The 26,146-nt window shown below is 66.0% G+C and carries 22 protein-coding genes; 11 read left to right on the top strand and 11 right to left on the bottom strand.

What is annotated here, in order from left to right; genetic code table 11:
- Nucleotides 1–9: 9 nt before the first annotated feature.
- The 4 genes from O6P39_RS15170 to csiR form a co-directional block, all read right to left on the bottom strand.
- On the bottom strand, nt 10–1,689 hold the full coding sequence (locus tag O6P39_RS15170) for a hydantoinase B/oxoprolinase family protein (protein WP_275611959.1): 1,680 nt from the start codon (nt 1,687–1,689) through the stop codon (nt 10–12).
- Nucleotides 1,690–2,008: 319 nt separating this feature from the next.
- A complete protein-coding gene (locus O6P39_RS15165; protein WP_275607331.1) occupies nt 2,009–3,190 on the bottom strand; it encodes a hypothetical protein in 1,182 nt (393 codons plus the stop codon).
- A gap of 75 nt (nt 3,191–3,265) precedes the next feature.
- Nucleotides 3,266–4,606, bottom strand: a complete 1,341-nt coding sequence (locus tag O6P39_RS15160) for an allantoin permease (RefSeq protein ID WP_275607330.1) — start codon at nt 4,604–4,606, stop codon at nt 3,266–3,268.
- A gap of 209 nt (nt 4,607–4,815) precedes the next feature.
- Entirely contained in the window at nt 4,816–5,505 is a 690-nt protein-coding gene (csiR, locus tag O6P39_RS15155) for a DNA-binding transcriptional regulator CsiR (protein ID WP_275607329.1), read from the bottom strand.
- Between the two features lie 194 nt (nt 5,506–5,699).
- Here csiR and glaH point away from each other — a divergent pair, with 194 nt between their 5' ends.
- From glaH to gabP, 5 genes are all read left to right on the top strand, one after another.
- Complete coding sequence (gene glaH, locus O6P39_RS15150; RefSeq protein ID WP_275607328.1) at nt 5,700–6,677, top strand: glutarate dioxygenase GlaH; 978 nt, start codon at nt 5,700–5,702, stop codon at nt 6,675–6,677.
- A 133-nt stretch (nt 6,678–6,810) separates the two neighbouring features.
- Complete coding sequence (lhgO, locus tag O6P39_RS15145; protein ID WP_275611958.1) at nt 6,811–8,061, top strand: L-2-hydroxyglutarate oxidase; 1,251 nt, start codon at nt 6,811–6,813, stop codon at nt 8,059–8,061.
- Between the two features lie 38 nt (nt 8,062–8,099).
- A complete protein-coding gene (gene gabD / locus O6P39_RS15140; RefSeq protein ID WP_275607327.1) occupies nt 8,100–9,548 on the top strand; it encodes an NADP-dependent succinate-semialdehyde dehydrogenase in 1,449 nt (482 codons plus the stop codon).
- A gap of 72 nt (nt 9,549–9,620) precedes the next feature.
- On the top strand, nt 9,621–10,898 hold the full coding sequence (gene gabT, locus O6P39_RS15135; RefSeq protein WP_275607326.1) for a 4-aminobutyrate--2-oxoglutarate transaminase: 1,278 nt from the start codon (nt 9,621–9,623) through the stop codon (nt 10,896–10,898).
- 146 nt (nt 10,899–11,044) lie between these two features.
- On the top strand, nt 11,045–12,451 hold the full coding sequence (gene gabP, locus O6P39_RS15130) for a GABA permease (protein ID WP_275607325.1): 1,407 nt from the start codon (nt 11,045–11,047) through the stop codon (nt 12,449–12,451).
- A 102-nt stretch (nt 12,452–12,553) separates the two neighbouring features.
- On the opposite strand, the gene O6P39_RS15125 is transcribed toward gabP, so the two are convergent.
- Nucleotides 12,554–13,402, bottom strand: coding sequence for a nitrilase family protein (locus O6P39_RS15125; RefSeq protein ID WP_275607324.1), 849 nt, complete (start codon nt 13,400–13,402; stop codon nt 12,554–12,556).
- A gap of 23 nt (nt 13,403–13,425) precedes the next feature.
- Nucleotides 13,426–14,919 carry a cytosine permease gene (locus O6P39_RS15120; RefSeq protein WP_275607323.1) on the bottom strand — a complete coding sequence of 498 codons (1,494 nt, stop codon included), beginning with the start codon at nt 14,917–14,919 and terminating at the stop codon, nt 13,426–13,428.
- A gap of 290 nt (nt 14,920–15,209) precedes the next feature.
- Here O6P39_RS15120 and O6P39_RS15115 point away from each other — a divergent pair, with 290 nt between their 5' ends.
- Entirely contained in the window at nt 15,210–16,133 is a 924-nt protein-coding gene (locus O6P39_RS15115) for a LysR family transcriptional regulator (protein ID WP_275607322.1), read from the top strand.
- 122 nt (nt 16,134–16,255) lie between these two features.
- Here O6P39_RS15115 and O6P39_RS15110 read toward each other — a convergent pair whose 3' ends face one another.
- From O6P39_RS15110 to O6P39_RS15100, 3 genes are all read right to left on the bottom strand, one after another.
- Complete coding sequence (locus tag O6P39_RS15110) at nt 16,256–17,005, bottom strand: Mut7-C RNAse domain-containing protein (RefSeq protein WP_275607321.1); 750 nt, start codon at nt 17,003–17,005, stop codon at nt 16,256–16,258.
- Nucleotides 17,006–17,063: 58 nt separating this feature from the next.
- Nucleotides 17,064–17,765 (bottom strand): EthD domain-containing protein, encoded by a 702-nt coding sequence (locus tag O6P39_RS15105; RefSeq protein ID WP_275607320.1) that lies wholly within the window; start codon nt 17,763–17,765, stop codon nt 17,064–17,066.
- A gap of 140 nt (nt 17,766–17,905) precedes the next feature.
- The gene (locus O6P39_RS15100) at nt 17,906–18,559 is read right to left on the bottom strand and encodes a peroxiredoxin (RefSeq protein WP_275607319.1); all 654 of its coding nucleotides are present in this window, start codon (nt 18,557–18,559) and stop codon (nt 17,906–17,908) included.
- Between the two features lie 303 nt (nt 18,560–18,862).
- On the opposite strand from O6P39_RS15100, the gene O6P39_RS15095 reads away from it, so the two are divergent.
- Entirely contained in the window at nt 18,863–19,153 is a 291-nt protein-coding gene (locus O6P39_RS15095; protein ID WP_275607318.1) for a GYD domain-containing protein, read from the top strand.
- Nucleotides 19,154–19,244: 91 nt separating this feature from the next.
- Here O6P39_RS15095 and O6P39_RS15090 read toward each other — a convergent pair whose 3' ends face one another.
- Both O6P39_RS15090 and O6P39_RS15085 read right to left on the bottom strand, forming a co-directional pair.
- Nucleotides 19,245–20,378: an LLM class flavin-dependent oxidoreductase gene (locus tag O6P39_RS15090; RefSeq protein ID WP_275607317.1), complete on the bottom strand. Its 1,134-nt coding sequence runs from the start codon at nt 20,376–20,378 to the stop codon at nt 19,245–19,247.
- Between the two features lie 137 nt (nt 20,379–20,515).
- Nucleotides 20,516–21,700 carry an acyl-CoA dehydrogenase family protein gene (locus tag O6P39_RS15085; RefSeq protein WP_275607316.1) on the bottom strand — a complete coding sequence of 395 codons (1,185 nt, stop codon included), beginning with the start codon at nt 21,698–21,700 and terminating at the stop codon, nt 20,516–20,518.
- A 242-nt stretch (nt 21,701–21,942) separates the two neighbouring features.
- On the opposite strand from O6P39_RS15085, the gene O6P39_RS15080 reads away from it, so the two are divergent.
- The 4 genes from O6P39_RS15080 to O6P39_RS15065 are packed head-to-tail and all read left to right on the top strand — an operon-like array spanning nt 21,943 to nt 25,988.
- Nucleotides 21,943–22,461: a flavin reductase family protein gene (locus O6P39_RS15080; protein WP_275607315.1), complete on the top strand. Its 519-nt coding sequence runs from the start codon at nt 21,943–21,945 to the stop codon at nt 22,459–22,461.
- 38 nt (nt 22,462–22,499) lie between these two features.
- Nucleotides 22,500–24,128, top strand: coding sequence for an FAD-binding protein (locus O6P39_RS15075; RefSeq protein WP_275611957.1), 1,629 nt, complete (start codon nt 22,500–22,502; stop codon nt 24,126–24,128).
- 12 nt (nt 24,129–24,140) lie between these two features.
- Nucleotides 24,141–24,896, top strand: coding sequence for a glucose 1-dehydrogenase (locus O6P39_RS15070; protein ID WP_275607314.1), 756 nt, complete (start codon nt 24,141–24,143; stop codon nt 24,894–24,896).
- Nucleotides 24,897–24,908: 12 nt separating this feature from the next.
- Nucleotides 24,909–25,988 (top strand): ferredoxin--NADP reductase, encoded by a 1,080-nt coding sequence (locus O6P39_RS15065; protein ID WP_275607313.1) that lies wholly within the window; start codon nt 24,909–24,911, stop codon nt 25,986–25,988.
- Nucleotides 25,989–26,146 lie beyond the last annotated feature (158 nt).

Raw genomic sequence — 26,146 nt, 5'->3', positions numbered from 1 at the left:
GATCTCCGGTCAGAACTGGCCGCGGGCGGCGCGGGTGGCGGTTTCGTCGAGGTGGCCTTCGGCGTCGAGGATCACGCCGTACTCCAGGGCCGCGCCCTGGGGCGAGACCAGGCCATTGCGGACGTCCTGCAGGACCGCCGCCACCGGGCGGCGCAATGGGTCGCCGTAGCCGCCGCCACCGGGGTTGATGTTGATGATCCGCTCGCCGGGCTGGATGGTGAGCATCGGGTTCTGTACGTAGTGGTCCTCTTCGCCGTCGGCACGGCGATGGATCAGGCGGCCCAGCTTGGGTTCGGGCATCGCGTTGCGCGCCCCGGCGGCGCCGGCGGTGGGCAACTGGCGGCCTTCGCCGAAGCCGACCACGGTCATGGCGTGCTCCAGCGGTTCGATCTCCAGGCGGGTGCCGGAGCCGCCGCGGAATTCACCGGCGCCACCACTGTCGGCCATCAGGCTGTAGCGGTGGATCAGCACCGGGTAGGCATGCTCCAGCAACTCGATATCGCCGCTCATCAGGGCGCCAAAGCAGCACAGCGGACCGCAGGCGTGCCAGCCGTCCATCACCTTGTTGGCGCCCGCGCCGGCGATGATCGAGGCCAGCACCATGGTCACGTATTCGCTGTTGGCGTTGCGCGGGTCCAGGCCGGCGATGTTGATGCCGCTGGCATGCCCCCAGGAGGCGGTGACGCGCTGCGGCGAGGCCTGCTCCAGCGCCAGGCGCACGGCGTCGGCCAGGGTTTCCATCGGCGTGGTGGTGCAGTTGACGTGGGGTGCGGGTTCCTGGGCGTTGCACAGGGTGCCCCGGGGGCCGACGTCGACGCTGACGCAGCGGTACAGGCCTTCGTTATAGGGCGGGGCGACCTGGGCGAACATCATCAGCCCGAGGTAGACGCCGGAGACCGAGTTGCCCTCATAGGAGTTGATGAAGTAGGGCACCTGGGGCGGGCTCTCGATGCGGATGTGGGCCTCGTCGCCGCGGATTTCCACGTGGGCGGTGATGGCCAGTTCGCCCAGGCCGTGGCCGGAGTCCTCGAGCACGGCAGTGCCGCTGTAGTGACCGTCCGGCACGTCGCGCAGCAGGGCGCGCATGTGACGGTCGGCCATGTTCTTCAGCTCGGCGATGCAGGCGCGGACCTGTTCGACGCCGTACTTGTCGAGCAGCTCCAGCAGATGGCGCTCGCCGACCTTGCAGGCGCCGTACTGGGCGTTGAGGTCGCCTTCCTGGTAGGGCCGGGCGCGCATGTTGGTGAGCATCAGGTTGATCACGTCTTCGCGACGCTTGCCCTTTTCCCACAGCTTGACCGGCGGGATGCGCAGGCCCTCGGCGTAGATTTCCTTGGCGTCGGGGTTGTAGCCGGCCGGCACCGGGCCGCCGATGTCGGTGAGGTGGCCCTTGCAGACGGTCCAGAACACCAGTTCGCCCTTGTAGAACACCGGCTTGTACATGCAGCAGTCGAGGATGTGGCTGCCCTTGTAGGCCGGGTCGTTGTGGTAGATCACGTCGCCTTCGGCGATGTCGTCGCCAAAGAAGCCGGCCACGCACTTCATGGCGGGAATCAGCGAGCCCAGGTGGATCGGAATGTCCTGGCCCTGGAGGATCATCTCGGGGAGGTGGTCGAACAGGGAATTGGAATAGTCATGGGCCAGGTTGAACACACTGGATCGGCCGGTCTTTTCCAGGGTCAGGGTCATCTCGCGCTGCGCTGTTTCCAGCGCGCCGCGAACGACCGCGAGAGTGATGGGATCAACTGTTTTCATGGGGCACCAACGCTTGTTTTTATGTTTCGGGTGAGGGTCGTTCGTGTACGACCCTTGCTGCATACGCTACGGCCGGCGGGGGCGGCTGGCTTGTCGCTGGGTGCACTGGTTGTTGCGTTCTGGCGCACTGCGCAGGCGAGCGAGCAGGCAGCGAGGGGATGCCCCCGCGAGGCGGGGGCGAACGCGCGGATCCAGGCGCGGGACGGGCGCCGACATCGCTTGTGAAGGCGCATGTCAGCTGCCCGGGCGCGCCTCAGAAGTAGTAACCGATGTTGCTGTACAGCTGGTTCTCCCAGTGGTCGGTGCCGCCCGCACCCAGGCTCTGGGTGTAGCTGCCGCCGCCGATGTACGGGTCGTTCCTGCCGTGCAGCCATTCCAGGGCGATCCACAACGGGCCGAGGGTGAAGGAGCTGCCGGCGATGAAACGCTGGGAGTCGCGGAAGTCCGACTCGTCCTTGTCGAACAGGCTGTAGTTGGCGTAGAGCTTGACGCCCGAGAACCAGCCGTACTGGCCGGGCAGGCTGTAGCTGAGGTCCGCCACGTAGAGGTTGCCCTTGGCGGCGACGTTGAAGGTGCCGTCGAAGCTGCCGAAGCTCACCAGGCGGTCGTCGCCGGGATTCTCCGGGGTTATCTGCTGGCGCGCGGCCTGGACCTGGAAGCCCCAGGGACCGTTCTGCGCGGTAGCGTGCAGGGCTGCGGCGGTGCGATGGCCGTCGCGGCCGGTGTCCTGGTTGTCCAGGGTGGAGGCCAGCAGCGAAACGCCAGCCTCGCCGCTCCAGTCGCCGGCCTGGTAGGTCCGCGCCAGGCGGCCGACGAGGATGTCCTGCTCGTGGTTGTCGCTGCCGTCCACCACGTAGTCATCGGCGCTGGCGACACTGGTGCCGTAGGTGCGACCACCCCGGCTGGTGCCGCGGCCCTGCTCGGCGGGGATGGGGTAGTACGCCGCCTGCAGGTCCCAGCTGCCGTGCCGGGCAAGGTACTTGAAGCCGATGTCCTGGGTGTCTTCCAGGCCGATCACGTTGCCCAGGGTCTCGAAGAAGGTGCTGCCGAAGTAGGGCGACAGGCCGAAGGGGATGGCGGTCTGGCCGACCTGCAGCTGCTGTTCGGGGGTGAAGCGGTAGCCGACCCAGGCGTATTCGGCGAAGGCGATATCGCCCACCCGGTCGGTGTAGTCGTAGGGGTAGTCGCCACCGTAGAAGCGGTATTTGGCGGCCGCTATCCAGCTGTCGGAGTGGTAGTCGGCGGTGAGGAAGAAGGTGTCGAAGCTGAACTCGGAAATGTCGCGGTCGGGGTCATGGTCCAGACGCCCGCGCAGGGCGCCGCCGAGGTCGAGGTTGTCGGTGATTTCCACGGCGTCGGCGGGCTGCCCCAGGCCGAGGGCGAGGACGGACAGCGTGGCGAAAATCGAGATAAGCCGAGTGCGTTGCGGGTGCATGAACCGCTCCAGATGTTCTTGTGGTTGTAGAAACGTTCGCTTGCAGGGAGGGGCCGCCCGCCGGGCGGCCGAAGATCAGCCCAGGTCGCCCTGGGGCTGGGCGCGGCGCGACAGCAGGGGCGCGAGATAGCCGAGGAAGGCCACGAGGAAGGCGGCCGGCGCCGAGGCGGTGGCCAGTTCGGCGACACCGCACAGGTGCAGGCCGATGCCCGCGGCGGCGGAAACCAGCCAGGCGAACAGGCCCCTGGCCCGGAAGGCGGGCAGGCCGTCGAGCCGATAGCGGGTGTTGCGGGTGACCAGCAGGTGGGCGAGGGCGATGGCGACCCAGCCGACGATCAGCAGGCTCTGGTAGGCCAGTGCCTGGAGGATGTAGCTGAACACGTCGAACAGCATCAGCAGGTAGACCAGCGCGCCGGCCAGCAGCGCCCAGGCCACGTAGGGAACCTGGGCCAGGCCGAGGTGACCGGCGAACGCCTGCAGGTTGGTGGCGGCGAGGAAGAAGTTGCCGGTGTTGATGCGGGTCTGGCTGATCCAGACGAAGAGCAGGCCGCCCAGCCCCATCAACTGGACGATCGCCAGGACCACCGAGACCTCGCTCAACCCGCCCTCGGTGGGGATGGTCGCGGCGAGGAAGATGCCCACCAGGCCGTTGAGCAGGAAGGCCACGCAGTAGAAGGGCATGCCGAAGTTGATTCGCGCGTGGTAGCGGCTGTCTTCCTGGCGGCCGAAGCGGGCGTAGTCCCAGGTGTACATCATCAGCACCCAGACGCCCATGAAGTAGGTGAAGCAGTTCCACCAGCCGTGGGGCACCGGTCCGCCCTCGGGCGCCAGGGCCAGCCAGGCGGAGGAGTAGCCGTATTCGCCGATGGCCATGACCACCGCCGCCACCAGCCCGAGCAGGTAGAAGGGCAGCAGTACGCCGTTGAGCTTGTCCAGCCAGCGCAGGGCATTGCCGAAGATCAGCAGCACGCTGTAGACCACTACCAGCAGGAATGCGGCATGCAGTTCGAGGCCCGGCAGGTAGCGATGCAGCGCTACCGCCATCACCGAGCCTTCGAAGACCGCGTAGTAGATGGCCGTGGCGCTGAACACCAGCGTGGCCAGCGCGGCGCCGGTGCGGCCGAACAGCACCTGGGAGAACTGCGCCACCGACAGGCCGGTGGCGATGGCGTGGCGGCTGATGACGGCGTTGATCAGGCCGTAGCTGATCACCGACAGCACCAGGCCGATGATGGCGTTCAGCGTGCCGTAGCCCATGGCCAGGGCGGCGGCCACCACCAGGTAGAACATTGCGCTGCAGATGCCCCACCAGGCCATGGTCAGGGAGCCGCGGCCGAGCCGTTGCGAGTCCGGGACCGCGCCCTGGGAATGGGACTGTTCAGGGGATGATTCGTGGTTCGAGAGTGCTCCAGCCATGACCGTACCTTTCTTGTTGTTGGAGTTGGGAGGCTCCAAGACGGTAAGGAAAGTCGGTCGGGCGGGATTGCCGTTGGGTGTACGGCTTTTTGCGCCTGGATGCACAGGCGCTCTGGGACGCGGATCGGGCGAAGGGGCGTGGTTTCAATCGCGATGCGAAGCGGCGCCTCGAGCTATCGCGATTGAGCGTGTACCCAGCCCGCAGGGGCTCAGCGTGTGCCGTTCGCCTGCATGATCTGGGCGATGATCGGCACCGGGGTCATCAGGTGGGTGCGCATCATCTCGCTGGCGCGCTTGGCGTCGCGGGTGAGGATGGCGTCGACCAGCGCGGCGTGCTCCTGGCGCTTGAGCTCAAGGGCCTGTTCGGAGAACACCGTTTGGGTCAGCCACAGATGGCGATAGCGCTCGGCCTGGTCGAACAGGTAGGTGCGCGCCTGCAACAGGTGCTTGGAGCCGCAGCCGGAGGCGATGGCGGTGTGAAAGGCCTTGTGGCGCTGGTCCCAGACGTCCAGGCGCTGCTCGCGGGTCTTCACTTCCATCACCTTCGCCAGGGTGTGGGACTGGGCCAGCACCGAGGCTTCCCAGGCATCGTCGCCGCGTTCGATGGCGAGGCCGACGATCATCGCCTCGAGATTGGCGCGGGCATCGTAGATGTCCTGCATCTCTTCCAGGGACATGGGCGCCACGCGGTAGCCCTTCTGGCTGATGGCGACCACCAGTTTTTCCGCCACCAGCTGCGAAAGGGCTTCGCGCAGGGGGCCGACGCCCAGGTCATAGCGCTCTTTCAGGGCGCTCATCAGCAGCTTTTCACCGGGCTTGAACACCCCGCGGATGATGTCCTGCTTGAGCCACTCATACCCGCTGAATGCCGAGTTTTGACGGGGAGCGAGAGCTTCCAAAGTCCTGTTCCTCAAAGCGTTTTGCGGATCATACCGAAACGTCGTATGGACGAAAAACAATAGACAGATTAGAGAATTGAATTCGTTTTATAAAAATGTAGACATTTTGTTTTGATGGCGATATTTTTTGATCGCCCGCCTGATCCAGGTCATTGCTGGACGGCCCAATCCATCCCCTATGCCAGGACACCGCCATGAACGCCTTTACGAAGATCGAGGACCTTGTGATGCCGCTGCCGCACGAGACCCGGGGTTACACCGTCGCCCCCTCGAAGCAGTCGCCCCGCCTGTTGGAGTTGACCTTCGCCCGCGAAACCGTCGACGCCTTCGTCAAGGCCGTGGCCGAGTGGCCGGTCCAGGCGCTGGAGTACAAATCCTTCCTGCGCTTCCGTTTCGGTGAGATCCTCGACCAGCTTTGCGAAGGCACCCTGCGCCCGGTGCTGCTGAACACCATCCTCGGTCGTTCTACCGGCGGCATGCTGATCAAGCCCGTCGGCCTGGATGACGTGAGCCAGGCCGAGGACATGGTGAAATTCACCACCGCCTGCGCCCACCTGATCGGCCGCTCCAACTACGACGCCATGAGCGGCCAGTTCTACGCACGCTTCGTGGTGGTCAACACCGACAATTCCGACAGCTACCTGCGCCAGCCGCACCGCGTCATGGAGCTGCACAACGACGGCACCTTCGTCAACCAGATCACCGACTACGTGTTGATGCTGAAGATCGACGAGAAGAACATGGAAGGCGGCAACTCCCTGCTGCTGCACCTGGACGACTGGGAGCAGTGCGACGAGTTCTTCCGCCACCCGCTGGCCCGCCGCGACATGCGCTGGACCGCGCCGCCGAGCAAGAACGTCACCGAGGACGTGTTCCATCCGGTGTTCGATACCGACGCCGAAGGCCGCCCGACCATGCGCTACATCGACCAGTTCGTGCAGCCGGCCAACTTCGAGGAGGGCATCTGGCTGAACGCGCTGTCCGAATCCCTCGAGGGCAGCGCGCAGAAGCTGTCGGTGCCGGTGCCGGTGGGTAGCTTCCTGCTGATCAACAACCTGTTCTGGCTGCATGGCCGCGACCGTTTCACCCCGCACGAAGGGCTGCGCCGCGAACTGATGCGCCAGCGTGGCTACATTAGCTACCAGAAGCCGCGCTACCTGCGCGGTCAGTAATCAGGCAAGCAGGCTGGAGGGCCGCCCCGGGCGGCTCTTCGCCGTGTCTGGAAACGTCGGCCCCGCCATCGAGGCGGCTGGGCCGATGCGGACCGCGTATCGATTTGCAGCGCCCCGGCGCGAGGTAATGGCTGTGTACGATTTCATCATCATCGGCGGCGGCATCGTGGGCATGTCCACGGCCATGCAGCTGACCCAGGTTTACCCGGACGCCAGGATTCTCCTGCTGGAGAAGGAATCCGGCCCGGCCCGGCACCAGACCGGCCACAACAGCGGCGTGATCCATGCCGGCGTCTACTACACGCCGGGCAGCCTCAAGGCGCGCTTCTGCCTGGAAGGCAACAAGGCCACCAAGGCCTTCTGCAACAAGCACGGCATCCGTTTCGACGAATGCGGCAAGCTGCTGGTGGCCACCAACGAGCTGGAAATGGAGCGCATGAAGGCGCTCTGGGAACGCACCGCCGCCAATGGCCTGGAGCGTTCCTGGCTGTCCGCCGCCGAACTGCGCGAGCGTGAGCCGAACATCGTCGGCATGGGTGGCATCTTCGTGCCCTCCAGCGGCATCGTCAGCTACGCCGAAGTCACCGCCGCCATGGGCCGCGAGTTCCAGGACGCCGGTGGCGAGATCCGCTACAACGCCGAAGTCACCGGGCTCGACGAGCGCGCCGACGAAGTGGTGGTGCGCACGGGCAGCGACGAATTCCACGGTCGTTACCTCATCACTTGCTCGGGCCTGATGGCCGACCGCGTGGTGCGCATGCTCGGCATCGAGCCGAACTTCATCATCTGCCCGTTCCGCGGCGAGTACTACCTGCTGCCCAAGCAGCACAACCAGATCGTCAACCACCTGATCTACCCGATTCCGGACCCGTCCATGCCGTTCCTCGGCGTGCACCTGACGCGGATGATCGATGGCACCGTCACCGTCGGCCCGAATGCGGTGCTGGCCATGAAGCGCGAGGGCTACCGCAAGTCCGATATCTCCGTCGCCGACCTGTTCGAGACCCTGACGTCCCCCGGCATCCTCAAGGTGCTGGCGAAGAACCTGCGCCCTGGCCTGATCGAGATGAAGAACTCCCTGTTCAAGGGCGGCTACCTCAAGGAAGTGCAGAAGTACTGCCCGAGCATCACCAAGGCCGACCTCACTGCCTACCCGGCGGGTGTTCGCGCCCAGGCAGTGTCCCGCGACGGCAAGCTGATCGACGATTTCCTCTTCGTGAACACCCCGCGCAGCATGAACGTGTGCAACGCACCGTCGCCCGCTGCGACCTCGGCGATCCCCATCGGCGCCTACATCGTTGGCAAGGTTCGCGAGCAGATCGACGGCAGCCAGGCCGGCTTCACCGTCAAGGCCACCGATAACAAGCAGCGGGCCGCCGGCTGAGCCGACGTCACCGCCGTCCAACCCCGAGGATGACACGCGTGCAACTCAAAGATCCCACTCTGTTCCGCCAGCAGGCCTACATCGATGGCGCCTGGGTCGATGCCGACAACGGCCAGACCGTCCAGGTCAGCAATCCGGCCACCCACGAGATCATCGGCAGCGTGCCGATGATGGGCGCCGCCGAGACCCGTCGCGCCATCGAAGCCGCCGACAAGGCCCTGCCGGCCTGGCGTGCGCTGACCGCCAAGGAACGCGCCAACAAGCTGCGCCGCTGGTTCGACCTGATGATCGAGAACCAGGACGACCTGGCTCGCCTGATGACCATCGAGCAGGGCAAGCCGCTGGCCGAAGCCAAGGGCGAGATCGCCTACGCCGCCTCCTTCCTCGAGTGGTTCGGCGAAGAAGCCAAGCGCGTCTACGGGGACATGATCCCCGGCCACCAGCCGGACAAGCGCCTGATGGTGATCAAGCAGCCGATCGGCGTGACCGCGGCCATCACCCCGTGGAACTTCCCCTCCGCGATGATCACCCGCAAGGCCGGCCCGGCCCTGGCCGCCGGCTGCACCATGGTGCTCAAGCCCGCCTTGCAGACCCCTTACTCCGCCCTGGCCCTGGCCGAGTTGGCCGAGCGCGCCGGTATTCCGAAAGGCGTGTTCAGCGTCGTCACCGGCAATGCCGGTGCAATCGGTGGTGAGCTGACCGGCAACCCGATCGTGCGCAAGCTGACCTTCACCGGCTCGACCGAAATCGGTCGCCAGCTGATGGCCGAATGCGCCAAGGACATCAAGAAGGTGTCCCTGGAACTGGGCGGCAATGCGCCCTTCATCGTGTTCGACGATGCCGACCTGGACGCCGCCGTCGAAGGCGCCCTGGTGTCCAAGTACCGCAACAACGGCCAGACCTGCGTCTGTGCCAACCGCCTGTACATCCAGGACGGCGTGTACGACGCCTTCGTCGAGAAGCTGCAGGCCGCCGTGGCCAGGCTGAACATCGGCAACGGCCTGGAGCAGGGCATCACCACCGGTCCGCTGATCGACGCCAAGGCCGTGGCCAAGGTCCAGCTGCATATCGACGACGCCGTTTCCAAAGGCGCCAGGGTGGTCGCCGGCGGCAAGCCGCACGCCCTGGGCGGCACCTTCTTCGAGCCGACCATCCTGGTTGACGTACCGAAGAACGCCCTGGTGGCCAAGGACGAGACCTTCGGCCCGCTGGCGCCGCTGTTCCGCTTCAAGGACGAGGCTGAAGTCATCGCCCTGTCCAACGACACCGAGTACGGCCTGGCCGCCTACTTCTATGCCCGTGACCTGTCCCGTGTGTTCCGTGTCGGCGAGGCGCTGGAGTACGGCATCGTCGGCGTCAACACCGGGATCATCTCCAACGAAGTCGCCCCCTTTGGCGGCATCAAGGCCTCGGGCCTGGGCCGCGAAGGTTCGAAGTACGGCATCGAGGACTACCTCGAGGTCAAGTACCTCTGCCTCGGCGTGTAAGCACGGCCAACCATCCACCTTCCCTGCATGGGCCGCGGTCCGTGCAGGGCGATCGCACTACCGGAGTCAACGATGAATACCAACCAGAGCCTGCAACAACGCCGCATGGACGCCATTCCCCGTGGCGTCGGCCAGATCCACCAGATCTTCGCCGAGCGCGCCGAGAACGCCACCGTGTGGGATGTCGAGGGTCGTGAGTACCTGGACTTCGCCGGCGGCATCGCCGTGCTGAACACCGGCCACCTGCACCCGAAGGTGATGGCCGCCGTGCAGGAGCAGCTGGCCAAGCTGACCCATACCTGCTTCCACGTCTTCGGCTATGAGCCCTACGTGGCCCTGGCGGAGAAGATCAATCAGCTGCTGCCGGGCAACTTCGAGAAGAAGACCCTGCTGGTCACCACCGGCGCCGAAGCCGTCGAGAACGCCATCAAGATCGCCCGCGCCGCCACCGGCCGCAACGGCGTGATCGCCTTCACCGGCGCCTATCACGGCCGCACCCAGTACACCCTGTCGCTGACCGGCAAGGTGGTGCCGTACTCCGCGGGCCTGGGCCTGATGCCCGGCGGCGTGTTCCGCGCCCAGTACCCGAACGCGCTCCACGGCGTGTCGGTCGACGAATCCCTGGCCAGCATCGAGCGCATCTTCAAGAACGACGCCGCACCCCGCGACATCGCCGCGATCATCCTCGAGCCGGTGCAGGGGGAGGGCGGCTTCAACGTGGCGCCGAAGGACTTCATGGCCCGCCTGCGCGCCCTGTGCGACGAGCACGGCATCCTGCTGATCGCCGACGAAGTGCAGACCGGCGCCGGCCGTACCGGTACCTTCTTCGCCATGGAGCAGATGGGCGTCGCCGCCGACCTGACCACCTTCGCCAAGTCCATCGCCGGCGGCTTCCCCCTGGCGGGCGTGGCCGGCCGCGCCGCGGTCATGGACGCCGTGGCCCCTGGCGGCCTGGGCGGCACCTATGCCGGCAGCCCGGTTTCCTGCGCCGCCGCCCTGGCGGTGATCGAGGCCTTCGAGAGCGAGAAACTGCTGGATCGCGCCAAGTCCGTGGGGGAAATCCTCAGCAGCGGCCTGCGCCAGATCGGCGAGCGCCACAAGAGCCTGGTGGAGGTACGCAACCTCGGCGCCATGGTCGCCGTGGAACTGTTCGAGGGCGGCGACCTGAACAAGCCGGCCGCCGAGCTGACCGGCAAGGTGGTGGCCAAGGCGCGCGAGAAGGGCCTGATCCTGCTCTCCTGCGGCACCTACTACAACGTCCTGCGCATCCTGGTTCCGCTGACCGTCAGCGATGCCGACCTGCAGCGTGGCCTGGCCATCATCGGCGAGTGCTTCGACGAGTTGGCATAAGGCTTTAGAGCGTCACCCCTGGTCCCCTGCTCAACCCGTTTCTGCCCCGGCTACCGGCCGGGGCAGGGCGGGCTTTTTGGGCTCGCGCCAGGTGATCACGGAGAGCCGCGCCGTTCTCCGGGCACGACAAGAACAAAGGTAATGCCATGCAGACAGACAAGAACAACCTGAGTCACGGGCTGAAGTCCCGCCACGTGACCATGCTTTCCATCGCCGGTGTGATCGGCGCCGGCCTCTTCGTCGGTTCCGGCCGCGCCATCGCCGAAGCCGGCCCCGCTACCATCCTGGCCTACATCTTCGCCGGCGCCCTGGTGGTGCTGGTCATGCGCATGCTGGCCGAAATGGCCGTCGCCTCGCCGGATACCGGTTCCTTCTCCACTTACGCCGACCATGCCATCGGCAAGTGGGCCGGCTACACCATCGGCTGGCTGTACTGGTGGTTCTGGGTACTGGTGATCCCCATCGAAGCCAACATTGCCGCCACCATCCTCAACTCCTGGATACCCCAGCTGGATATCTGGGTACTGTCGCTGGCCATCACCCTGCTGCTCACCGCGACCAACCTGTTCAGCGTGAAGAACTATGGGGAATTCGAGTTCTGGCTGGCCCTGGTGAAGGTGGCGGCCATCGTCGGCTTCATCATCCTCGGCGCCTGCGCCATCCTCGGCCTGCTGCCCAATACCGGCGTGAGTGGCGTTTCGCGCCTGTGGGATACCGGCGGCTTCATGCCCAACGGCTTCGGCGCCGTGCTCAGCGCCATGCTGATCACCATGTTCTCCTTCCTCGGCGCCGAAGTGGTGACCATTGCCGCCGCCGAATCCGACGCGGCCGAAAAGCAGATTTCCAAGGCCACCAATTCGGTGATCTGGCGGATCACGCTGTTCTACATCCTGTCGATCTTCATCGTCGTCGCCCTCGTGCCCTGGACCGACCCGCGCCTGGCCAGCGAGGGCTCCTACGCGACCGTACTGGAGATCCTCGGCGTGCCCCACGCCAAGGCGCTCATCGATGTGGTGGTGCTGACCTCGGTCACCAGCTGCCTGAACTCCTCCCTCTACACCGCCTCGCGCATGCTCTATTCCCTGAGCCGCCGTGGCGACGCGCCGGCGTGCGTCCAGGCGACCACCAGCAGCGGCACGCCGATCTACGCCGTGCTGTTCTCCACCGGTGCGGCGTTCCTGACCGTGATCGCCAACTACCTGGTTCCATCCAAGGTGTTCGGCTTCCTCATGGCCAGCTCCGGCGCCATCGCCTTGCTGGTCTATCTGGTGATCGCGATTTCCCAACTGCGCATGCGCAAGCGCCTGACCGCCGAGGGCAAGGCCATCCAGTACCGCATGTGGCTGTTCCCGTGGCTGACCTGGGGGGTGATCGCCTTCATCCTCAGCGTGCTGGTGGTCATGTTCTTCCGCCCCGACCACCGCATCGAAGTCATCGCCACCGGTTTGCTGACCCTCGTCGTGGTCTGTTCCGGCCTGCTCGTCTCCCGCCGCAGGGCTCGGGAAGAGCTGGCCGGGAAATCCGGTGGACTGGCGCGCATCACGGACATCTGAACGCGGGGCGCACGGCTGCTTCGGGGAGAAGAAGCAGCCGTGCGGCCGCGATCGACCCGAGGCTGACGATTGCCCGCAGGCCAGAAGGCGGGTTGGCTGCGCTCATGTGCCCAGCAACCCTTGTTTGTCATAGAGGCGGGGGCGGCGGTCCTGGTGGAGATGGTTGTGGCGACTGATTCGCTTGTTTCGTGCTTCTGCCAGGTTCAGCGTGGCCAGTAGTATCTGCTCGCCGCCGTCCTCTGCCGGACCCGCTTGCGGGAAGCCATCCGCATCGACGATCACCGAGCCTTGTACCCAGTCCACTCCGCGTTCGTTGCCGTGTCGGTCGCATGCGGCGATGAACAGTCGGTTGACCGACGCGTTGGCCTGTACGCGAACCACTTCCGCCGGGCGCTCCTGGTTCGGGCGAGGACCCCAGGGCCAGTTCACCGGGGCGCACAGCAGTTCGGCACCGGCCAGGGCGGGCAGGCGCACCCATTCGGGAAACTCCAGGTCGTAGCAGATCATCACCGCGATCAGCCCGAAGGCCGTTTCAACGACCGGCGGCGCGTCATTGCCAGCGGTGAAGATGGCGTTTTCGCCGTCCCACAGATGAGCCTTGCGATAGACCGTACGCACGCCAGTGGCATCAACCAGTGCTGCGCTGTTGGCTACCCGGTCACCATCCAGCCGCTCGCAGAAGCCGCCAACGATGACGATGCCCAACTCCCGCGCCAGTCCCTGCCACAGCTGTAGCGTCGGACCTTCCTGCGTTTCGGAAAGCGCAAGCGCCTCAGCCAGGTCGCGGAACACGTAGCCGCTCTGCGCCAGTTCGGGCAATACGATCACCTGTGCGCCCCGCAGTGCGGCGGTGCGTATGGCCCGTTCGCTGGTGCGTCGATTGTGGGCGGGGTCCCCCACGCTCGGCGCCAACTGGCAACAGGCCACGGTGACAGGTTTCGAAGCAATCATGGATGAGGTTCCTGCTGTTGGAGTCACTGGCGCTCGCCGGCCATGGCGAGGATGTCAGATTCGCTGATGGCGTCGACCACCCGGCGCTCCGCGTCCAGGTCCAGGGAGCGGCTGAGCATGAAATAGGTCAGGCCGGATACCAGCAGGCCTACCAGCCAGGCCACGTCCACGCCATCGAGCATCCGCGCGATGGGGCCTACGAAGACCTCCTTTCCGGCTGCGGCGTCGTAGATGTAGAAGAACGGGATCATGCAGACGAAACCCACCACATAGGCCAGGATGCCGCGCATCTGCCAGGCGCCATAAATGCCGTTGGGGGTGAAGAAGTGAGGGATGGCGTAGCGGCCCTTGCGCACGCCGAAGTAGTCCACCAGGTTCACCGCGGTCCAGGGCACCAGGAAGTACAGCATCAGCACCAGGAAGGTATTGAGAATGGAAATGCCGTTGCCGCGAATCGACAGGACGCACGCCAGGAGGACCAGGGTAATGACCAGGATCGACAGCACCCGGACGCGTGGCGTGGGAGTGATTCGACGCACGGAATCAACTCCGGTGAGCAGGGTCAGCATGGCGCTGTAGGTATTCAGGGCGATCACCGGCAGGAATCCGGCCACCGATACCAGCACCAGGACATGGCCCAGCCCTGGCAGCAGCGAAGACCCGACCCGATCCAGCGCCACCAGCGCATCGGATGCTTGCAGCAACTGCGCCAGCCAGGCGCCCAGACCGATCATCCAGGCCCCCGACAGCGACGCGCCGAGGAACACCGCGGCAATCAGCCTGGCGCGGCTGGTGTGCCTGGGCAGGTAACGCGAGTAATCCGACACGTAGGGTGCGTAGGAGATGTTGTAGCTGGCGGCAATGGCGAACTGGGTGGCGAAGGCGACCCAGTTGAAGCCCAGGTGGCTCGATTGTGCGGCCGGTACATCGCTTTGCCCGGCGCCGAACATCAGCGCAAGCGTCACCAGCGAGTAGAGCGGCAAAGTCAGTATCAGCGCCCACTTGAATGCTTTGTGCATCAGGTCGTGGCCATAGATCGACAGCAGGGCGCCCACGGCAATGACGGTACAGGCCACCGGCACAGGTTCAAGGCCGAAGACATTGTGCAGGCCGTCCATGATCAGCGAGACGTTGACCACGTTGAAACCGACGAATACGAAAAGCGTGGCCAACAGGGCCAGCACGACTCCGCGATAACCGAACTGGGCTCGCGACTGGATCATCTGCGGCAGCCCCATCTCCGGTCCCTGGGAACCATGGAATGCCATGAACAGGGTGCCGAACATGATTCCGAGCGCACCGGCCAGGGTCGTCCACAGTGCCGAAAGGCCCAGGCCCGGTCCGACGAAACCGATGGAAATGGTGAAGAAATGGAAATTGCCCAGGAACCAGAATGGCCCCTGGCTGGAGAGTCGGGCATGGCGCTCGGACTGCGGGATGTAATCGATGGAATGGCCTTCGATGGCTAGCCCTGTGCCGGTTTCGGCAGTATGGGCGGTATGGCTGGACCCGGACATGGGAGCACTCCTGCTTAACGCGATATTGTTCTTGTGGAGGATTCGATACGGCCACTTACATATGGAGTCCATCTATGCTGCGCGTCTAGCGGCTGGCAGCGACGGGGGAAGGCGCGCGCGTCGTGCGCAGCCGAGCCTGAACCGCCGGTGACAGCTGCCTTTTGCGTCCCTACACTTGCGCAAATCCGTGCCGTCGAAGTCAGAATCTAGGCGTAGTCACCGCGCCATAAAATAACGCGCACCCACTGTTCACATAGATCGCTGTCTATATAAGCCGCCTGAGGTTCGAGATGCTGGGTAACGTATCGGAACTGGATATCCGCCTGATCCGGGTGTTTCTCGCCGTGGTCGAGGCGGGCGGTATCTCCGCCGCGCAAGGGGCGCTCAATACCACTCAACCGACCATCAGTGCCCAATTGGCATCGCTGGAGACACGCCTTGGCTTCCGGCTCTGCCAGCGCGGTCGTGCGGGCTTCGCCCTGACGCCCAAGGGCAGCCAGTTCCTCGATGCGGCGCGACGTCTGCTCGCTGCCGCCGAGGGCTTTCGGCTCGAAGTGCAGCAGATCAACCGTACCCTCAGTGGCACCCTCAATATCGGCCTGCTGGGGCAGATCGACCCGCAGGCGAACAAGCAGATCGCCCTCGCTGTCGCACGCTTGCGCGCGCGCCATCAGGGACTGTTCTTCCAGTTCACCGAACTGTCCTCGTCCTTTCTTGAAGAGAAGCTCATCAACGGGCATCTCGACCTTGCCATCGGCTACTTCTGGCGACGCCTTGACACCCTGGACTATCAGCCGTTGTTCCGTGAGACCCAGATCGCCTACTGCGGCGTCACTCATCCCCTGTACCGGTCTGCTGGCGAGTTGGGCCACGGCGATGTCGCCGAGCACGAATGGGTCTGGCCCAGCCATCCGCTTCCGGAAATGCCGGCCCCCACGGCACTGGAGCGACTCACCGCGCTGACCGACAGCATGGACGGTGCAGCCCTGCTGATACTTTCCGGCCAGCACCTGGGCTTCTTGCCCGAGCATTACGCAACCAGGCACGTCGAGCAGCAGCAACTGTGTGCGTTGAATCCTGATCTCCTGCGTTATGAAGTGGACTTCCAGGCCGCCATGCGTCGCTCATCCCGTCCTGGTGAACTGGTAAGCGCCTTTCTTGAGGAGTTGATGGAAGTGTTCGGCGTGCAGAAGGCGCGTCCCGGCGACCGATAACCAGTCCCAGTTCATTGCGTAGGCGTTGGCTTGCGCAATGAATTTCCGGGCTACCCTGGGGAACTGGCCAGGATTGTTCCTGGCCGATTACAAGCGCTGGGCATGAGGCCTTCCTGCTGGCTCTACGAACAGTCCGCGCGCAGCAGCGGCTCCAGCAACGCCCGCATGCTGCGCCAGTGGGAGCCTTGCCAGAACACCTGGTCACAATGGTCGCAGGACAGGAACCGCGCATGCCGCTCGGCCACCTTCGGCGGCACCCGTAAGCGTGCCTGTTCCGCCGGCAGTTCGCGCAGCGGGTGGTTGCAGCGCAGGCAGCGGCTGAAGGGGCGGGCGCTGCGGGCCAGGTCCAGTCGTTCGAAGAGCTCCGCCAGTTGCTCCCGTGGCTTGCGCGCGTGCAGGTAGCAGCCGTGGCTGATAATCCGGCGCTTGAGCAGCTCGCGGTCGCGGGTGAGCACGATGCGTCCCTGGTGCGCGCTGATCTCGGCGATCTCGCCGTCGTCGAAGGCGTTCTCGTACAGGGTGTCGAAGCCGCTCATGCGCAGCAGCGCCGCCAGGCCGCCCAGGTGGGCGTCGGCGACGAAGCGCAGGACTCGCAGGGGGCTGGCCCGCACGCGCAGCAGCGGGCTGATGTCCAGGCGTTCGAACATGGGGTAGACCGCCAGGCGGTCGCCATCGAGGATCGCGCGGTCGAAGTTCACCGATTCGCCATCGAGCAGGATCAGCTCCACCTCGGTGTGGGGCACGCCCAGGGCCTCGATCATGTGCTTGACCGTCGCCCCGTCCGGGCAGGCGCAAGCGAACTCGCACCGGCGGCGGTCGGCGGGCAGGAAGTCGTTGAGCTCCTCGTAGAAGCGGAAGATGGCGCGGTTCATGCCATTGAGTATGGCAGCCGCGAAGGGGCGGAGCCTGGGCGCCGCCCGGAGTGCGACGTTAGAGCGTGTACTGGCTGGTGAGCACCACGCCCAACTGGTCGAAGTCGATGAAGCGCTGGCAGCTGTCCATCATCATCGCCAGGTTGCGCTGGAACTTCTCCTCGTCGCCCGGAGCGTCGAAGAAGGCCATCGGGTCAGTCATCGCTGCCGGCGGGAAGCATTCCTCGACGATTGCCGCCAGGGGCGTGGCGCCGGGGGTCAGCACCTGCACCACCAGGTTCTGCACGTAGAGGAAGTTGTCCTGGGTATCGATGGCGACCCGCATGTGGTGGTTCTGCCAGATGTCCAGCCAGGCCGTGTGCGTCAGGCGCGGCGGCAGTTGCAGGAAGGCCAGCTGGGAGAAACCGTGGGTGCGCTGGCCGGCCTGGGCGGGGAAGCGGGTATTGGGGATCGGCACCGATTCGCAGACCAGGTAGCCGGCGATCCGTGAGCAGGCAGCCTGCAGCGCCTCGTCGTACGGGCGGCGGAATTCGCCCACGGCGCTGTCGAGCCAGAAGCTCACCACCGCGTGCGGCAGCGCGCCGGCCTGTTCCTGGCGCAGGCCGTCGGCCGGGCGCACGTCGGCGTCATCCAGGTTGAGTTGCACGTTGTGCGCACCCAGGCGGACCAGACGATCGGTCAGCTCCGTGCGCAGCTGCCGGAAGAAATCCTCGGCGTCGGTGCGACTGTCACGCCAAAGTAGATAGATGACCTTCTGCATGGCAAAGCTCCTCGTTCTCGACATGACCCGTTCGGGCGAAGAGTTGCAACCATGCATGGGGTGCCGGCCGGCGCCATCGTCTGTGCGGACTAGCCGGCCGGTGAAGCGCCTTCCTCCCGCTTCCGGGGGGGCCGAGGGCGTCACTTGGGCTGGGCGACCACCCGCAGATACGGCTTGAGGGTCTTGAAGCCTTGCGGGTACTTCTTCTGCGCGTCTTCGTTGGACACCGAGGTCGGGATGATCACATCGTCGCCCGGCTTCCAGTTCACTGGCGTCGCCACCGTGTGCTTGGCGTTGAGCTGGATGGCGTCGAGCAGGCGGAGGATTTCGTCGAAGTTGCGTCCGGCGCTCATCGGGTAGGTGAGCGTGGCCTTGATCTTCTTGTCCGGGCCGATCAGGAACACCGAGCGCACCGTCGCATTGTCCACCGCCGTGCGCGGGCCGCCGCTGGCGTTGGGGTGGATCATGTCGTAGAGCTTGGCCACCTTCAGGTCATCGTCGCCGATCAACGGGAAGTTCACGGCGTGGCCCTGGGTTTCGGCGATGTCGCCGACCCAGGCGTGGTGATCGCTGACCGGGTCGATGCTCAGGCCCGCCACCTTGGTGTTGCGCTTGTCGAATTCCGGTTTCAGGCGGGCCACGTAGCCCAGTTCGGTGGTGCAGACCGGGGTGAAGTCCTTCGGGTGGGAAAACAGGATCGCCCAGTGATCGCCGATCCACTGGTGGAAGTTCAGGGTGCCTTCGGTGCTGTCTGCGCTGAAGTCGGGGGCTTCATCGCCTATTCGTAGGGACATTTCCGTTCTCCGTGTGGGCTTGGGTGTCTGGACGGGCCGCGGGAGCCAACGGCCGGTCCCTGGGCTGAAAAGTATAGGTGGGCGTTCGGCGCTCGCCCTTGGGGCAACGGATCAGCGGTCGTGCAGGGCCCGCTGGGGCTGCTAAGCCTGTTCTATGGAGGTCGTCGGATGGGTGATGGTCGACGTGGCTCGCGATGGCAGGGATGCCGCGTGCATGCACGTCGGGAAGGGTGGCGGTCTTCTTCCGGTGCAGTGGCTTCCGCACCCTCGACCGTCGCCGCTGCATTCGACAGGAGCTGAACCATGGCTACCTTCATTTCCCTGGTGAATTTCACCGACCAGGGCATCCGCAACGTCAAGGACTCGCCGGACCGCTACACCGCCTTCCGGGCAATGGCCGAACAACTCGGTATCTCGGTAAAGGCCGCCTACTGGACGACGGGCGGCTACGACATGGTGCTGATCGTGGAAGGCGCGGAAGACGTGGCCACCACACTGCTGCTCAAGGTGGCGTCGCTGGGCAACATCCGCACGCAGACCCTGCACGGCTTCTCGGAGCAGGAGTTCCGCGGGCTGATCGACGCAATGCGCTGAGGCAAAGCGCAAACGGGGCGGCCCGAAACCGGCGCCGCCCCGTGCAGTGCATCCCTTGTCCGACCCGCCAGGAGCGGGTCGGATCCTCGAATCAGGCGTTCCTGGCCTTGTCGCGGAAGTAGGGGATGACCTTCTCGCCGATGTTCTTCAGCGTTTCCAGCTGCGCCCACTGCGGCACGGTGCCCATCTGGCAGATGAAGAGGATTTCATCGGCGCCGGCGTCGATCAGGCGCTGCACGTAGCCGATGCAGTCGTTCACGGTGCCGTAGGCGTGGTTGGGGTTCATCATCGCCATGGTCGGGTCGGAGAAGTCCACGGAGACTTCCTCGGAGGCGAAGCGCGAGCGGATCACCGCCTGGCCGTTGCCGTCGACGAAGGTGTCGTCCTGCCACTTGGCCGGGTCCGGGCGCTCGCCGCCGGCGTACCAGTAGGCCAGGGATTCCATGAAGTAGCGCTGGCCACGGATACCGATGGCGCGCGCCTTCTCGTTGTCGTCCAGGACGATGGCCGGGCAGAGCGCGGCGATGTGGCGGTTGGGGCGGAAGCCGACCTGGTCCGCTTCGTCACGGTTGTCCCAGGCTTCGTGGTACACGGCCACTTTCTTGGCGATCTCTTCCGGGCCGCCGAAGCCCAGCACCAGGGCACCCATGCCACGGCCGCCGGCGTTCTTCAGCGACTCGGTGTTGGTGCAGGCCAGGTACATCGGCGGGTGCGGGTCCTGATAGGGCTTGGGATGGATCGGTCGCTTGGGGATCTTCACGTATTCGCCGTTATGCTCGATCTCGTCCTGCACGAACATCTTCGGGATGAGGTACATGGCTTCGTCGATCTGCGGCTGCAGGGTGGCCAGGTCGTAGCCGAAGGTGCCGGCTTCCTGCTGGGTGCCGCCCTTGCCGACGCCGAAGTGCACGCGGCCCTTGGACAGCAGGTCGAGGGTGGCGATGCGCTCGGCGACCTTCACCGGGTGGTTCATCGCCGGCGGCAGGCAGACCACGCCGTGGCCGATGCCGATGCGCTCGGTCTTGCCGGCGACGAAGGCCAGCATGGTCTCCGGGGCGGACATGTGGGAGTAGTTGGTCAGCGCGGTGTGCTCCACGCACCAGAAAGTGTCGAAGCCGAGCTTGTCGGCCAGCACGGCCTGTTCGACGGTGTCATCGAAGACACGACGGTCGCCTTCACGGGTGCTGTCCAGGGTCTGGGCTTCGTAGATCAGAGAGAATTTCATGGGATGCGTCCCTTGTTGGAATTGTTGGCCGACGGGATCAGCCTCGTGGACCATGTTCTGTGTTCGCCGGCACCTCGGAATCGCCCGAATGGACTACGCCGAAATGCCGGATGGTTCTTGAGCCCCGGAGGGCAGTGTCAGAGGAAGAAGTCCGTGGAGTCCGCGCCCATGCTCACGCCGCCCAGGTTCCAGGCGTACTTGGCCGGGCTGTTGGCGACGTGCGCGCGACCGGTGTGGATGTCGCGGAAGGCGCGGTTGATCGGGTGCTCGCGGAAGATGGTGGAGGCACCGCTGTTGAACATCAGCGCGCCGGCTGCGCGGGCGCACTTGTCCGCCACCAGGGCGGAGTCGTAGCGCATCTTCACCCGCTCGGGCATGGTCAGCGGCTCGCCGTCACGGGCGCGCTGCATCATCAACTCGAAGTTGCGCAGCAGCACGGTGCGGCACTCGTCGGCCACCACCATGGCGTCCGCCAGCGCCTGCTGGGCGCCCGGGTCCTGGCCCATCTTGCGGCCATCGTTGACGCCGACGCGGGCACGGTTGTGCTCGACGAACAGGTTTACCGCGCCCTGCAGCGCGCCGATGGCCGAGGAAGACACCGCGCGCACGAAGATCTGCCCGAACGGCAGGCGGAACAGCGGCGCGGTGTTCACCGCATTGCCCGGGCTGTTCTGCATGAAGCCGTCGAGGGCGCGGTGGGTGCGGTAGTCGGGGACGAAGGCGTCTTCGACGAGCACGTCGTGGGAGCCGGTGGCTTCCAGGCCCATCACGTTCCAGTTGTCGAGGATCTGGTAGTCGCTGCGCGGCACCAGGAAGGTACGGTAGTCCGGCGCGCCGCCCGGTTCGCTCGGCGGCACCATGGCGCCGAGGAAGGCCCACTGGCAGTGCTTGCTGCCGCTGGAGAAGCCCCAGCGACCGGACAGGCGGAAGCCGCCTTCCACCGGGGTGACCTTGCCCACCGGCATATAAGAGGAGGAGATCAGCACGCTGGAGTCCTTGCCCCAGACGTCCTGCGCGGCGCGGTCATCGAACAGCGCCAGCTGCCAGTTGTGGATGGCCACCACGCCCAGTACCCAGGCGGACGACATGCAGCCCTCGGCGAGGGTCATCTGCACTTCGAAGAAGTCCTTGGGCTCCAGCTCGTAGCCTTCCCAGCGCGCCGGTTGGAGGATGCGGAAGAAGCCGGCTTCGTGGAAATCACGGAGGGTTTCCTCCGGCAACTGGCCCTGGCGTGCGGCGTCGGCGGCGCGTTCGCGCAGCACCGGCACCAGTTCGCGGGCGCGCTGGCGGAGGCGCTGGCGGATCAAATCCTGGTCGAGCATCTTGTTGTTCTCCTGTGGTCGCCCCGCAGGGCCTGCGCTTGCCCACCGCGCAGCTACGCAGGGGCCTTCACGGGCATTTGAACAACGCACAACGGGCTCGACATCCTACAAACGGACCATATCCACCGAGGCTTCGGCACGCCGGGGCGACTAGTCCCCTCGGACGATGTTGCGGCCCGGGGCCGGTCACAGAATTCATCGCACAACACCAAGAGCCAACCAGCCCAGCGAGGTCCCGTGCGATGAGCCAAGACAATCTGAAAGCCGACATGATCCAGGCGATGCGCCGGCTGGCCAAGTCGGTGACCATCATCACCACCAGCGATGGCAGCGAGCGTTTCGCCATGTCCGCCACCGCCGTCGATTCGCTGTCGACCGAGCCGCCGTCGCTGCTGATCTGCGTGAACAAGACCGCCTCGCTGCACCGCGTGCTGGATTCCGGCGCGGACTTCTGCGTGAACATCCTCGGCCAGGAGCAGGAGCATCTGTCACACCTGTGCAGTGGCCCGGTGAAAGGCGAGGGCCGCTTCGCCAGCGGCGACTGGCGCGCCTCCGAGTGCGGCGTGCCGTACCTGGCCGACGCCCAGTCCAGCGTGATCTGCGAGCAGGACGGCAAGTTTACCTACGGCACCCACACCATCTTCATCGGGCGTATCCGCGAGATCCGCAACAACCCGCGCATCACCCCGCTGATCTACGTGAACGGCACCTACACCACGGCCGTCGCCGTGCAACCGGTGAACGTGGCGGCCGCGGGTTGAAAACCATGAACGGCGTCGGGCCGATCGCTCCGCTGCGTATGGGCGAGGGCGCGCAGCCGAACTGGCACGCGCAGACCGACCTGCTGGTGGTCGGCTTCGGCGGCGCCGGTGCCTGCGCCGCCCTGGAGGCCCGCGAGCGCGGCCTCGAGGTGCTGGCCCTGGACCGCTTCACCGGTGGCGGCGCCACCGCGCGCAGCGGCGGGGTGGTCTATGCCGGCGGCGGTACGCCGTACCAGGCCCGCGCCGGCTACAACGACGACGCAGACTCCATGTTCAGCTACCTGCGTGGCGAAGTCGGCGACGCCGTGCAGGCCGAGACCCTGCGCGATTTCTGCGAGCGCAGCGTCGAGCAACTGGCCTGGCTGGAGCGCCACGGCGCGCGCTTCGAGGCCAGCGTGCCGCCGCACAAGACCTCCTATCCGAGCGATCGCTACTACCTCTACTACTCGGGCAACGAGTCGGTGCCGGCCTATGCCAGCCTGGCTCGTCCGGCTCCGCGCGGGCACCGCACCAAGGGTGCCGGCATGTCCGGGGCGGCGCTGTTCAGTGCCTTGCGCGCCTCCGCCAAGGAAAAAGGCGTGCAGCTCTACAGCCAGTGCCAGGTGCGCCGGCTGGTGCAGGATGCCAGCGGCGCCGTGGTCGGCGTCGAAGCCTGGCGCCTGCCGCCGGGCAGCCTGGCGGCGCGCCGCCATGCCTGGCTGGGGCGCATGGCCACCGCCGTGCATCCCTACGCGCCGCCGCTGGCCGAGCGCCTGATCGCCGCGCTGCGCCGTATCGAACTGAATCACGCCGAGCCGATCCTGATCCGCGCACGCAAGGGCGTGCTGCTCAGTGCCGGCGGCTTCGTCTTCAACCGCGAGATGGTCGCCGAGCATGCGCCGCAGTACCTGCCCGCGCTGCCCCTGGGCACGCCGGGTTGCGACGGCAGCGGCATCCGCCTGGGACTTGGCGTGGGCGCCGCGGCACAGCGCCTGGAAAAGATCAGTGCCTGGCGCTTCATCAACCCGCCGCTGGCCTGGGCCCGTGGGGTGATCGTCAACGCCCGTGGCGAGCGCTACTGCAACGAAGAGGTCTACGGCGCCACCCTCGGCCACGCCATGGTGGAAGAGCAGGGCGGCCGCGCCATCCTGATCCTCGACCGTACGCTGCTCAAGGAATCCCTGCGCCAGGTGGGGCCGGGCAAGGTCTGGTCGTTCCAGCGCCTGCCGGTGCTGCTCAACCTGCTGTTCAACCGCCGCCGTGGCGATACGCCTGCCGCCCTGGCCCGCGCCATCGGCGTGCCGGCCGAGAACTTGCGGCACACCCTCGAGGAATACAGCCGCGCCGCCCGCGGCGAGCATACCGATGCCTTCGGCAAGTCCCCGGCGATGCTCGCCGACCTGGACGACGGCCCCTGGTATGCCCTGGACCTGTCCGTCGACAGCAAGCTCTACCCGTGCCCGGCCATCACCCTCGGCGGCCTGCGCATCTGCGAACGCAGCGGCCGCGTGCTGGACAACGCCGGTACGCCAATTCCGGGGTTGTACAGCGCCGGCCGCAACGCCGTGGGTGTTGCCTCCAACCTCTACATATCCGGCCTGTCCATCGCCGACTGTGTGTATTCCGGCCGTCGCGCCGCCGTCCATGCGGCGTCCCGCGTGCCTGCCGCCATCCCTGAAACCGCCTGAAGGAAAACAAGCATGAATCGAGTTCAAGGCAAAGTCTGCATCGTAACTGGCGCGGCCAGCGGCATCGGTCGCGAGGACGCCCTGCTGCTGGCCGCCGAAGGCGCCCGCGTGGTGATCACCGACCTCAACGAAGAGGCCGGCCGTGCCGTGGCCGCCGAGATCGGCGACAACGCGCTGTTCATCCGCCATGACATCGCCAGCGAAAGCGACTGGAAACACGTGATCAAGACCACCGTGGAGCGCTTCGGCCGTCTCGATGTGCTGGTCAACAACGCCGCCATCCTGGCCGTGGCCAGCATTGAGGACACCAGCCTGGAACTGTGGCGCAAGGTGCAGACCATCAATGGCGACGGTTACTTCCTCGGCTGCAAGTACGCCATCGAAGCGATGAAGGAAACCGGCGGCGGCTCCATCGTCAACATGTCCTCGGTGGCAGCCCTGGGCGGCATGGCGGCGTTCTGCGCCTACTCCGCCTCCAAGGGCGCGGTGGCGGCCATGACCCGCTCCATTGCCGTGCACTGCAAGCAGCAGGGCTACCGCATCCGTTGCAACAGCGTGCACCCGGACGGCGTCAACACCCCCATGACCCAGGCCCTGGCCGGTGGTCAGCCGATTCCCCAGGAGGCGCTCGACGCCGACCCGATGAACCGCATGTGCGCGCCGCGGGATATCGCCAACGTGGTGCTGTTCCTCGCCTCGGATGAGTCGCGCTTCATCAGCGGCGCCGAGCTGCGTGTGGACAACGCCCAACTGATCAGCGGCGTCTGACGGAGCGTGGCGATGGGCAGTGCGCAGACCCTGGCGCCGCAAGCGGAGCCAACCGTCGCCGGCACCTTCCGTCTGGAGGTGGCCGACGTCATCGAGGAAACCGCCGACGCGCGCTCGCTGGTGCTGCGCGTGCCGGCGGAACTGGCCGGGCGCTTCAAGTACCGCGCCGGGCAGTTCCTCAGCTTCCGCGTGGCGCTCGACGGCAAGACCCTGACGCGCTGCTACTCCATGTCCAGCACGCCCGGGCTGGACGAGACGCTGCGGGTGACGGTCAAGCGTGTGGCCGGTGGCCGGGTGTCGAACTGGATGAACGAGCGCGTGCGTCCGGGCGACGAACTGGACGTGCTGCCGCCCGCCGGCCACTTCCATCTCGGCGAGGTGACGCGCGACCTGCTGCTGTTCGGTGGCGGGTCGGGGATTACTCCGGTGTTCTCCATCCTGCGCGAGGCGCTGGCCCATCGCGACTGCCGCATCCGCCTGGTGTACGCCAACCGCGATACCGACTCGGTGATCTTCCGCGACGCGCTGCGTCGCCTGGTCTCCGAGCATGGCGAGCGCCTGCAGGTGGTCCACGTGCTGGACAACCTGCAGGGCTTCCTCGCCGCCAGCGACGTGCGTCATCTGCTGCGCGGCTGGGAAGAGGCCGAGTGTTTCATCTGCGGTCCCGGTCCGTTCATGGATACGGTGGAAAGCACGCTGCTGCGTGAAGGAGTCGACTCGGCGCATATCCATGTCGAGCGCTTCGTTTCGCCGCCCGATCCGGACGCGCAGGAAGCGGCGAGCGAAGAGGCCCGCAGCGCCGCCGCCGAATCCGGTGCGGAAAGCCTGGTGGTGGCGCTGGACGGCGCCGAACACCAGGTGGCCTGCATCCCCGGTGAAACCCTGCTGGAAAGCTGCCGCCGCGCCGGCCTTGCGCCGCCGGCCTCCTGCGAGGAGGGCTTCTGCGGTGCCTGCATGTGCAAGGTGGAGCAGGGCGAGGTGCTGCTGCCGCGTAACGACGTGCTCAGCGCCGCCGAGATCGCCGAAGGCTGGACGCTGGCCTGCCAGGGTCGCGCTGGCAGCCGCGAGGTGCGGGTGCGTTTCCCCGATTGATGGTTTTTGTTGAATTGCTCTCGAGTGTGGGGCTTGTGCCGCCCCTTCCTTCACCCGGCTTCGGCCGGGTCTTTTTTTGCCTGATTTATGGACGGTCGGGCGAACTGACCGGGGGACTCGGGAGGTCGGCCTGGCTGGCAGTGCGGTGAGTGCTGTGG

Source organism: Pseudomonas sp. PSE14 (genome assembly GCF_029203285.1).
In the GTDB taxonomy this organism is placed as follows: Bacteria; Pseudomonadota; Gammaproteobacteria; order Pseudomonadales; family Pseudomonadaceae; genus Pseudomonas.
The sequence above is the reverse complement of the archived record's forward strand: the minus strand, read 5'-3'. Positions and strand labels throughout refer to the sequence as shown.

What these genes read in the sequence shown, in the direction of transcription:
- O6P39_RS15170 (WP_275611959.1), bottom strand. Translation starts at nt 1,689, where the DNA reads ATGACCCTGACCCTGGAAAAGACCGGCCGATCCAGTGTGTTCAACCTG.
- O6P39_RS15165 (WP_275607331.1), bottom strand. Translation starts at nt 3,190, where the DNA reads ATGCACCCGCAACGCACTCGGCTTATCTCGATTTTCGCCACGCTGTCC.
- O6P39_RS15160 (WP_275607330.1), bottom strand. Translation starts at nt 4,606, where the DNA reads ATGGCTGGAGCACTCTCGAACCACGAATCATCCCCTGAACAGTCCCAT.
- glaH (WP_275607328.1), top strand. Translation starts at nt 5,700, where the DNA reads ATGAACGCCTTTACGAAGATCGAGGACCTTGTGATGCCGCTGCCGCAC.
- gabT (WP_275607326.1), top strand. Translation starts at nt 9,621, where the DNA reads ATGAATACCAACCAGAGCCTGCAACAACGCCGCATGGACGCCATTCCC.
- gabP (WP_275607325.1), top strand. Translation starts at nt 11,045, where the DNA reads ATGCAGACAGACAAGAACAACCTGAGTCACGGGCTGAAGTCCCGCCAC.
- O6P39_RS15125 (WP_275607324.1), bottom strand. Translation starts at nt 13,402, where the DNA reads ATGATTGCTTCGAAACCTGTCACCGTGGCCTGTTGCCAGTTGGCGCCG.
- O6P39_RS15120 (WP_275607323.1), bottom strand. Translation starts at nt 14,919, where the DNA reads ATGTCCGGGTCCAGCCATACCGCCCATACTGCCGAAACCGGCACAGGG.
- O6P39_RS15115 (WP_275607322.1), top strand. Translation starts at nt 15,210, where the DNA reads ATGCTGGGTAACGTATCGGAACTGGATATCCGCCTGATCCGGGTGTTT.
- O6P39_RS15110 (WP_275607321.1), bottom strand. Translation starts at nt 17,005, where the DNA reads ATGAACCGCGCCATCTTCCGCTTCTACGAGGAGCTCAACGACTTCCTG.
- O6P39_RS15105 (WP_275607320.1), bottom strand. Translation starts at nt 17,765, where the DNA reads ATGCAGAAGGTCATCTATCTACTTTGGCGTGACAGTCGCACCGACGCC.
- O6P39_RS15100 (WP_275607319.1), bottom strand. Translation starts at nt 18,559, where the DNA reads ATGTCCCTACGAATAGGCGATGAAGCCCCCGACTTCAGCGCAGACAGC.
- O6P39_RS15095 (WP_275607318.1), top strand. Translation starts at nt 18,863, where the DNA reads ATGGCTACCTTCATTTCCCTGGTGAATTTCACCGACCAGGGCATCCGC.
- O6P39_RS15090 (WP_275607317.1), bottom strand. Translation starts at nt 20,378, where the DNA reads ATGAAATTCTCTCTGATCTACGAAGCCCAGACCCTGGACAGCACCCGT.
- O6P39_RS15085 (WP_275607316.1), bottom strand. Translation starts at nt 21,700, where the DNA reads ATGCTCGACCAGGATTTGATCCGCCAGCGCCTCCGCCAGCGCGCCCGC.
- O6P39_RS15080 (WP_275607315.1), top strand. Translation starts at nt 21,943, where the DNA reads ATGAGCCAAGACAATCTGAAAGCCGACATGATCCAGGCGATGCGCCGG.
- O6P39_RS15075 (WP_275611957.1), top strand. Translation starts at nt 22,500, where the DNA reads ATGGGCGAGGGCGCGCAGCCGAACTGGCACGCGCAGACCGACCTGCTG.
- O6P39_RS15070 (WP_275607314.1), top strand. Translation starts at nt 24,141, where the DNA reads ATGAATCGAGTTCAAGGCAAAGTCTGCATCGTAACTGGCGCGGCCAGC.
- O6P39_RS15065 (WP_275607313.1), top strand. Translation starts at nt 24,909, where the DNA reads ATGGGCAGTGCGCAGACCCTGGCGCCGCAAGCGGAGCCAACCGTCGCC.